This window comes from Pseudomonas sp. GW456-L12, assembly GCF_059424045.1.
The window spans coordinates 292,013-299,227 of sequence record NZ_JBWKZA010000007.1 but is presented as its reverse complement, the minus strand read 5'-3'; the positions used below and the strand labels follow the sequence as shown (position 1 = coordinate 299,227).

6 protein-coding genes are annotated in these 7,215 nt (G+C 64.9%); 5 read left to right on the top strand and 1 reads right to left on the bottom strand.

Annotation, left to right across the window (positions count from 1 at the left end):
- The coding region (locus tag AC07Y9_RS12315; protein WP_102690480.1) for a GlcG/HbpS family heme-binding protein at positions 1–334 on the bottom strand (334 nt) is incomplete at its 3' end.
- Between the two features lie 264 nt (positions 335–598).
- On the opposite strand from AC07Y9_RS12315, the gene gcl reads away from it, so the two are divergent.
- The 5 genes from gcl to pyk all read left to right on the top strand — a co-directional run bounded on the left by gcl (position 599) and on the right by pyk (position 7,204).
- Positions 599–2,374 (top strand): glyoxylate carboligase, encoded by a 1,776-nt coding sequence (gcl, locus tag AC07Y9_RS12310; protein ID WP_007922098.1) that lies wholly within the window; start codon positions 599–601, stop codon positions 2,372–2,374.
- A 136-nt stretch (positions 2,375–2,510) separates the two neighbouring features.
- Positions 2,511–3,293 (top strand): hydroxypyruvate isomerase, encoded by a 783-nt coding sequence (hyi, locus tag AC07Y9_RS12305; RefSeq protein WP_102678448.1) that lies wholly within the window; start codon positions 2,511–2,513, stop codon positions 3,291–3,293.
- A 162-nt stretch (positions 3,294–3,455) separates the two neighbouring features.
- Positions 3,456–4,346 carry a 2-hydroxy-3-oxopropionate reductase gene (locus tag AC07Y9_RS12300; protein ID WP_007922096.1) on the top strand — a complete coding sequence of 297 codons (891 nt, stop codon included), beginning with the start codon at positions 3,456–3,458 and terminating at the stop codon, positions 4,344–4,346.
- A 172-nt stretch (positions 4,347–4,518) separates the two neighbouring features.
- A complete protein-coding gene (locus tag AC07Y9_RS12295) occupies positions 4,519–5,799 on the top strand; it encodes a glycerate kinase type-2 family protein (RefSeq protein WP_007922094.1) in 1,281 nt (426 codons plus the stop codon).
- Positions 5,789–7,204, top strand: coding sequence for a pyruvate kinase (gene pyk, locus AC07Y9_RS12290; protein WP_101337185.1), 1,416 nt, complete (start codon positions 5,789–5,791; stop codon positions 7,202–7,204). The genes AC07Y9_RS12295 and pyk overlap by 11 nt, the downstream gene beginning before the upstream one ends.
- Positions 7,205–7,215 lie beyond the last annotated feature (11 nt).

Below are 7,215 nucleotides of genomic sequence, written 5' to 3'. Positions count from 1 at the left end.
CCACCGCCCCCTGCTGATCACGAATCAATACCCCACCCGGTGCCGGCACCACGCTGCCCTGCCCCAGGCTGTTGAGCGCGGCAATGAACGCCGGCCGCTGCTGCGCATCCAGCGCCAGCAGGCGCGAGCCCTTGCCCAGGGCGATCGCGCCCCAGGCCTTGCCGATGGCGATCTGTGGCCGCAGCAGGCTGGCCCCGTCTTCGCGCTGCAAGGTCACCAGATGCCCGCCGGCGTCGAGTACCGCAATGGTCAAGGGTGCCGCGCTGATCTCGCGGCCGAAGGCCAGGGCCTTGCCGGCCAGGCTGACTGCAACGTTCAAGGTTAAAGCGCTCATGGGTGCCGTCCTTATTTTGTTATTGGGAAAAATCTGGGTGTTCCGATAAGAAGATCGATACAACAAATAGAACACAACAAATTTTGTTTTTGTATACAATAATTCTCGCAAACCCTTGCTTCCGACGAAAAGCCGCCTGTTTATCGGCACCGGACGAACGCACCCCAGCGCTAGAGAAAATGGATTGACCTGCGACGCTCACCGTGAATACACTCTGCGCAAAGCCACTTGTATACAATTACAAAACGTAAGAGGCACAAAACCATGAGCAAAATGAGAGCAATCGAAGCCGCCGTTCTGGTGATGCGCCGTGAAGGGGTCGATACCGCCTTTGGCATCCCGGGTGCCGCCATCAACCCGCTGTACTCCGCCCTGCAAAAGGTCGGCGGCATCGATCACGTCCTCGCTCGCCACGTTGAAGGCGCCTCGCACATGGCCGAGGGCTACACCCGCACCAAGGCCGGCAATATCGGCGTGTGCATCGGTACTTCCGGCCCTGCCGGCACCGACATGGTCACCGGCCTGTACAGCGCCTCGGCCGACTCGATCCCGATTCTCTGCATCACCGGCCAGGCCCCGCGTGCCCGCCTGCACAAGGAAGACTTCCAGGCCGTCGACATCACCAGCATCGTCAAGCCGGTGACCAAGTGGGCGACCACCGTCCTGGAACCCGGCCAGGTGCCCTACGCCTTCCAGAAAGCCTTTTATGAAATGCGCTCCGGTCGCCCCGGCCCGGTGCTGATCGACCTGCCGTTCGACGTGCAGATGGCCGAGATCGAATTCGACATCGACGCCTACCAGCCGCTGCCGCTGGCCTTGCCGTCGGCGACCCGGGTCCAGGTCGAAAAGGCCCTGGCCCTGCTGGATCAGGCCGAGCGTCCGCTGCTGGTCGCCGGTGGCGGCATCATCAATGCCGATGCCAGTGAGCTGCTGGTGGAGTTCGCCGAACTGACCGGCATCCCGGTCATTCCGACCCTGATGGGCTGGGGCAGCATCCCCGACGATCACCCGCAGATGGTCGGCATGGTCGGCCTGCAGACCTCCCACCGCTACGGCAACGCCACCCTGCTCAAGTCTGATGTGGTCCTGGGCATCGGCAACCGCTGGGCCAACCGCCACACCGGTTCGGTGGACGTCTACACCGAGGGCCGCAAATTCATCCACGTGGACATCGAGCCGACCCAGATCGGCCGGGTGTTCACCCCGGACCTGGGCATCGTCTCCGACGCCAGCTCGGCGCTGACCGTATTCATCGAAGTCGCTCGCGAATGGCAGGCCGCCGGCAAGCTGAAGAACCGCAGCGCCTGGCTGCAGGATTGCCAGCAGCGCAAATCGAGCCTGCAACGCAAGACCCACTTCGACAACGTGCCGGTCAAGCCACAGCGCGTGTATGAAGAGATGAACCAGGTATTCGGCAAGGACACCTGCTACGTCAGCACCATCGGCCTGTCGCAGATTGCCGGCGCGCAGTTCCTGCACGTGTACAAGCCACGCCACTGGATCAACTGCGGCCAGGCCGGCCCGCTGGGCTGGACCATTCCGGCGGCGCTGGGGGTGGTCAAGGCCGATCCATCGCGCAAAGTAGTGGCGCTGTCCGGCGACTACGACTTCCAGTTCATGATCGAAGAACTGGCCGTGGGCGCGCAGTTCAAGCTGCCGTACATCCATGTGGTGGTGAACAACTCCTACCTGGGCCTGATCCGCCAGGCACAGCGCGGTTTCGACATGGACTACTGCGTGCAGCTGTCCTTCGACAACCTCAACGCCCCGGAACTCAACGGCTACGGCGTGGACCACGTCGCGGTCGCCGAGGGCCTGGGCTGCAAGGCGCTGCGGGTATTCGAGCCGTCGGGCATCCAGCCGGCCCTGCGCCAGGCCCAGGAAATGCTCGAACAGTTCAAGGTGCCGGTGATCGTCGAGATCATCCTGGAGCGTGTCACCAACATCTCCATGGGCACCGAGATCAACGCGGTCAACGAATTCGAAGACCTGGCGCTGGTCGGCAACGACGCCCCGACCGCGATTTCCCTGCTCGACTGACCCCCTATTTAGCCGCTGCCGAAGGCTGCGATCGCATCCGCAGGATGCGCAAGATCTCAGGATCGTCGAAGGCCTTCGGCCTTATCGCAGCCTGCGGCAGCGGCTACAGGGATTGATACCTCTACAGGAGACCACCATGCCGCGTTTTGCCGCCAACCTGTCCATGCTGTTCACCGAACAGGACTTCCTTGCCCGCTTCAAGGCCGCCGCCGAGGCTGGCTTCAGTGGTGTCGAATACCTGTTCCCCTACGAATTCAGCTCCGCCGAGATCAAGGCACAACTCGACGCCCACGGCCTGACCCAGGTGCTGTTCAACCTGCCTGCGGGCGATTGGGTGAAAGGCGAGCGCGGTATCGCCTGCCTGCCGGACCGGGTCGAAGAGTTCCGCGCCGGGGTCGACCTGGCCATCGCCTACGCCCAGGTGCTGGGCAACACCCAGATCAACTGCCTGGCCGGCATCCGTCCGCAAGGTTTCGACGATGCCACGGTGGAAAAGACCTTCGTCGCCAACCTCAAGTACGCCGCCGAGAAACTCCAGGCCGTGGGCATCAAGCTGGTGATGGAAGCGATCAACACCCGCGACATCCCGGGCTTCTACCTGAACAACACGGCCCAGGCCCTGTCGATTCGCGAGCAGGTCGGCAGCAGCAACCTGTACCTGCAATACGACATCTACCACATGCAAATCATGGAGGGCGATCTGGCCCGCACCCTGTCCGGCCACCTGGACGCGATCAACCATGTCCAGCTGGCGGACAACCCGGGGCGTCATGAACCGGGGACCGGCGAGATCAACTACCGCTTCCTGTTCGGGCACCTGGACAAGATCGGCTACCAGGGCTGGGTCGGCTGCGAATACAAGCCGCTGACCACCACCGAGGCCGGCCTGGGCTGGCTCAAGAGCCACAACGCAATCTGATCGGGCAGCGCGTCATCGTTTATCGCTGTAGGAGCGAGCTTGCTCGCGAAGATCGTCAACGATGACGCAGGCATCCTGAATGAACACGGCGCCCTAGCCGTTTTTCGCGAGCAAGCTCGCTCCTACAGAGGGCGTGCTACCTAACAAAAAGAGGATTTTCTCATGGCTAAAATCGGATTCATCGGCACCGGCATCATGGGCCACCCAATGGCCTCCAACCTGCAGAAAGCCGGTCACAGTCTGTTCCTGTCCCAGCACCACGACGCGGCCCCGGCCGACCTGGTCGCCGCCGGCGCAGTCGCCCTGGCCAGCCCCAGGGAAGTGGCCCAGGAAGCCGAATTCATCATCGTCATGGTCCCGGATACCCCGCAGGTCGACGACGTGCTGTTCCGCGCCGACGGCGTGGCGGCGGGCGTCGGCCCGGGCAAGGTGGTGATCGACATGAGCTCGATCTCGCCGACCGCGACCAAGGCCTTCGCCGCCAGGATCAACGAGAAAGGCGCGCAGTACCTGGATGCCCCGGTATCCGGCGGTGAAGTCGGCGCCAAGGCGGCGACCCTGAGCATCATGGTCGGCGGCGACAGCCAGGCCTTCGAGCGCGCCCTGCCGCTGTTCCAGGCCATGGGCAAGAACATCACCCTGGTCGGCGGCAACGGCGATGGCCAGACCGCCAAGGTGGCGAACCAGATCATCGTCGCCCTGAACATCCAGGCGGTGGCCGAGGCCCTGCTGTTCGCCGCAAAAAACGGCGCCGATCCGGCCAAGGTGCGCGAGGCGCTGATGGGTGGCTTCGCCTCCTCGAAGATCCTCGAGGTGCACGGCGAGCGCATGATCAAGGGCACCTTCGACCCGGGCTTCCGTATCAGCCTGCACCAGAAGGACCTGAACCTGGCCCTGCAAGGCGCCAAGGAGCTGAACATCAACCTGCCCAACACCGCCAACGCCCAGCAAGTGTTCAGCACCTGCGCGGCCATCGGCGGCAGCAACTGGGACCACTCGGCGCTGATCAAGGGCCTGGAACACATGGCCAACTTCTCGATCCGCGACCAGTAAGAGAACGCCAGGAAATCCCCTGTAGCCGCTGCCGAAGGCTGCGATCGCCTGCGCAGCAGGCGTGCACTTGCATATCGCAGGAAGGTTCTTCGAACCTTATCGCAGCCTTCGGCAGAGGCTACAGGTTGCGTTACAGCCACACCTCGAATAACAAGAAATCCGGGAGCCCGCCATGTCGGTCGATCCGCAACAATTCCTCCGTGAGCTGTTCGCCACAGCCATCGACGCCGCCCACCCGCAGCACGTCCTCGAAGCCCATTTGCCCAGCGACCGCAGCGGCCGGGTGATCGTCATCGGTGCCGGCAAGGCCGCCGCGGCCATGGCCCAGGTGGTCGAACGCTGCTGGTTGGGTGAAGTCAGCGGGCTGGTCGTCACCCGCTACGGCCACGGCGCGCCCTGCGAAAAAATCGAAGTGGTCGAAGCCGCCCATCCGGTGCCCGATGCCGCCGGCCTGGCCGTGGCCAAGCGCGTGCTGGAGCTGGTCAGCGACCTGTCGGAACAGGACCGGGTGATATTCCTCCTGTCCGGCGGCGGTTCCGCCCTGCTGGCCCTGCCCGCCGCGGGCATCAGCCTGGCGGACAAGCAGTCGATCAACAAAGCCCTGCTCAAGTCCGGCGCCACCATCGGCGAGATGAACTGCGTGCGCAAACACCTCTCGGCGATCAAGGGCGGCCGCCTGGCCAAGGCCTGCTGGCCGGCCACCGTCTACACCTACGCGATTTCCGATGTACCGGGCGACCTGGCCACGGTCATCGCTTCCGGCCCCACCGTGGCCGACCCCAGCACCTCGGCCGAGGCCCTGGCGATCCTCAAGCGCTATGCCATCGAGGTCCCGGCGGCGGTGCGCACCTGGCTGCAAAGCCCGGAGTCGGAAACCGTCAAGCCCGGCGACCCGAGCCTGGCCCGCAGTCACTTCCAGCTGATCGCCCGGCCGCAGCAGTCGCTGGAGGCCGCCGCGGTGAAGGCCCGCCAGGCTGGCTTCAGCCCGCTGATCCTCGGCGACCTGGAAGGCGAATCCCGCGAGGTGGCCAAGGTCCACGCCGGTATCGCCCGCCAGGTGGTGCTGCATGGCCAGCCGCTGGCGGCGCCCTGCGTGATCCTCTCCGGCGGTGAGACCACGGTCACCGTGCGCGGCAATGGCCGTGGCGGGCGCAATGCCGAATTCCTCCTGAGCCTCACCGACAGCCTCAAGGGCCTGCCCGGCGTCTACGCCCTGGCCGGCGATACCGACGGCATCGACGGCTCCGAAGACAACGCTGGCGCGATCATGGCCCCGGACAGCCATGCCCGCGCCGCCGCCCTGGGCCTGAGTGCCAGCGACGAGCTGGACAACAACAACGGCTATGGCTATTTCGCGGCCCTGGATGGGTTGATCGTCACCGAGCCGACCCGCACCAACGTCAACGACTTCCGCGCCATCCTGATCCTCGAGAGCCCAAAACATGACGCCTGACAAAAAGGTCAAAATCCTCGCCACCCTCGGCCCGGCCATCGACGGCATCGACGATATCCGCGAGCTGGTGCAGGCCGGGGTGAATATCTTTCGCCTCAATTTCAGCCACGGTGACCACGCCGATCACGCCCAGCGTTACCAGTGGATCCGCGAAGTCGAAAAACAGCTGAACTACCCGCTGGGCATCCTCATGGACCTGCAAGGCCCGAAACTGCGGGTCGGCACGTTCGCCGAAGGCAAGGTCCAGCTGCACCGTGGCCAGGCCCTGCGCCTGGATCTGGACAGCACCCCGGGCGACCAGCGCCGGGTCAACCTGCCCCACCCGGAAATCCTCAAAGCCCTGGAGCCGGGCATGGACCTGCTGCTGGACGATGGCAAGCTGCGCCTGCGGGTCACCGCCAAGCACGCCGACGCCATCGACACCACGGTGCTCAACGGTGGCGAGCTGTCGGACCGCAAAGGCGTCAACGTCCCACAGGCGCTGCTCGACCTCAGCCCGCTGACCGCCAAGGATCGTCGCGACCTGGAATTCGGCCTGGAACTGGGGGTGGACTGGGTCGCCCTGTCGTTCGTGCAGCGCCCCGAGGACATCCGCGAAGCCCGCGCGCTGATCGGCGACAAGGCGTTCCTGATGGCCAAGATCGAGAAACCCTCGGCGGTCACCCAACTGCGCGAGATCGCCGAACTGAGCGACGCGATCATGGTGGCCCGTGGCGACCTGGGCGTCGAAGTGCCGGCCGAAAGCGTGCCGCAGATCCAGAAGAACATCATCGGCACCTGCCGCCAGCTGGGTAAACCGGTGGTGGTGGCCACGCAGATGCTCGAATCCATGCGCTTCTCCCCTGCCCCGACCCGGGCCGAGGTCACGGATGTGGCCAACGCGGTGGCCGAAGGCGCCGACGCGGTGATGCTCTCGGCGGAAACCGCCTCCGGCGAATACCCGCTGGAAGCGGTGCAGATGATGAGCAAGATCATCCGCCAGGTGGAAAGCGGCCCGGACTACCAGGCCCAGCTCGACGTCAGCCGGCCCCAGGCCGAAGCCACGGTGTCCGATGCCATCAGCTGCGCGATCCGCCGTATCAGCAGCATCCTGCCGGTGGCGGTGCTGGTGAACTACAGCGAGTCTGGCAGCTCCAGCCTGCGCGCGGCCCGGGAACGGCCGACGGTGCCGATCCTCAACCTGACGCCGAACCTGTCCACCGCGCGGCGCCTGACGGTGGCCTGGGGCGTGCACTCGGTGGTCAACGACCGCCTGCGTCAGGTCGACGAGGTCTGCTCCACCGCCCTGGAAATCGCCCAGGCGCAAGGCATGGCCAAACGTGGCGACACGCTGTTGATCACCGCCGGCGTGCCATTCGGCCAGCCGGGCTCGACCAACTCGCTGCGCATCGAAACCCTGATCTGAGCCCCATCGCG

What these genes read in the sequence shown, in the direction of transcription:
- gcl (WP_007922098.1), top strand. Translation starts at nt 599, where the DNA reads ATGAGCAAAATGAGAGCAATCGAAGCCGCCGTTCTGGTGATGCGCCGT.
- hyi (WP_102678448.1), top strand. Translation starts at nt 2,511, where the DNA reads ATGCCGCGTTTTGCCGCCAACCTGTCCATGCTGTTCACCGAACAGGAC.
- AC07Y9_RS12300 (WP_007922096.1), top strand. Translation starts at nt 3,456, where the DNA reads ATGGCTAAAATCGGATTCATCGGCACCGGCATCATGGGCCACCCAATG.
- AC07Y9_RS12295 (WP_007922094.1), top strand. Translation starts at nt 4,519, where the DNA reads ATGTCGGTCGATCCGCAACAATTCCTCCGTGAGCTGTTCGCCACAGCC.
- pyk (WP_101337185.1), top strand. Translation starts at nt 5,789, where the DNA reads ATGACGCCTGACAAAAAGGTCAAAATCCTCGCCACCCTCGGCCCGGCC.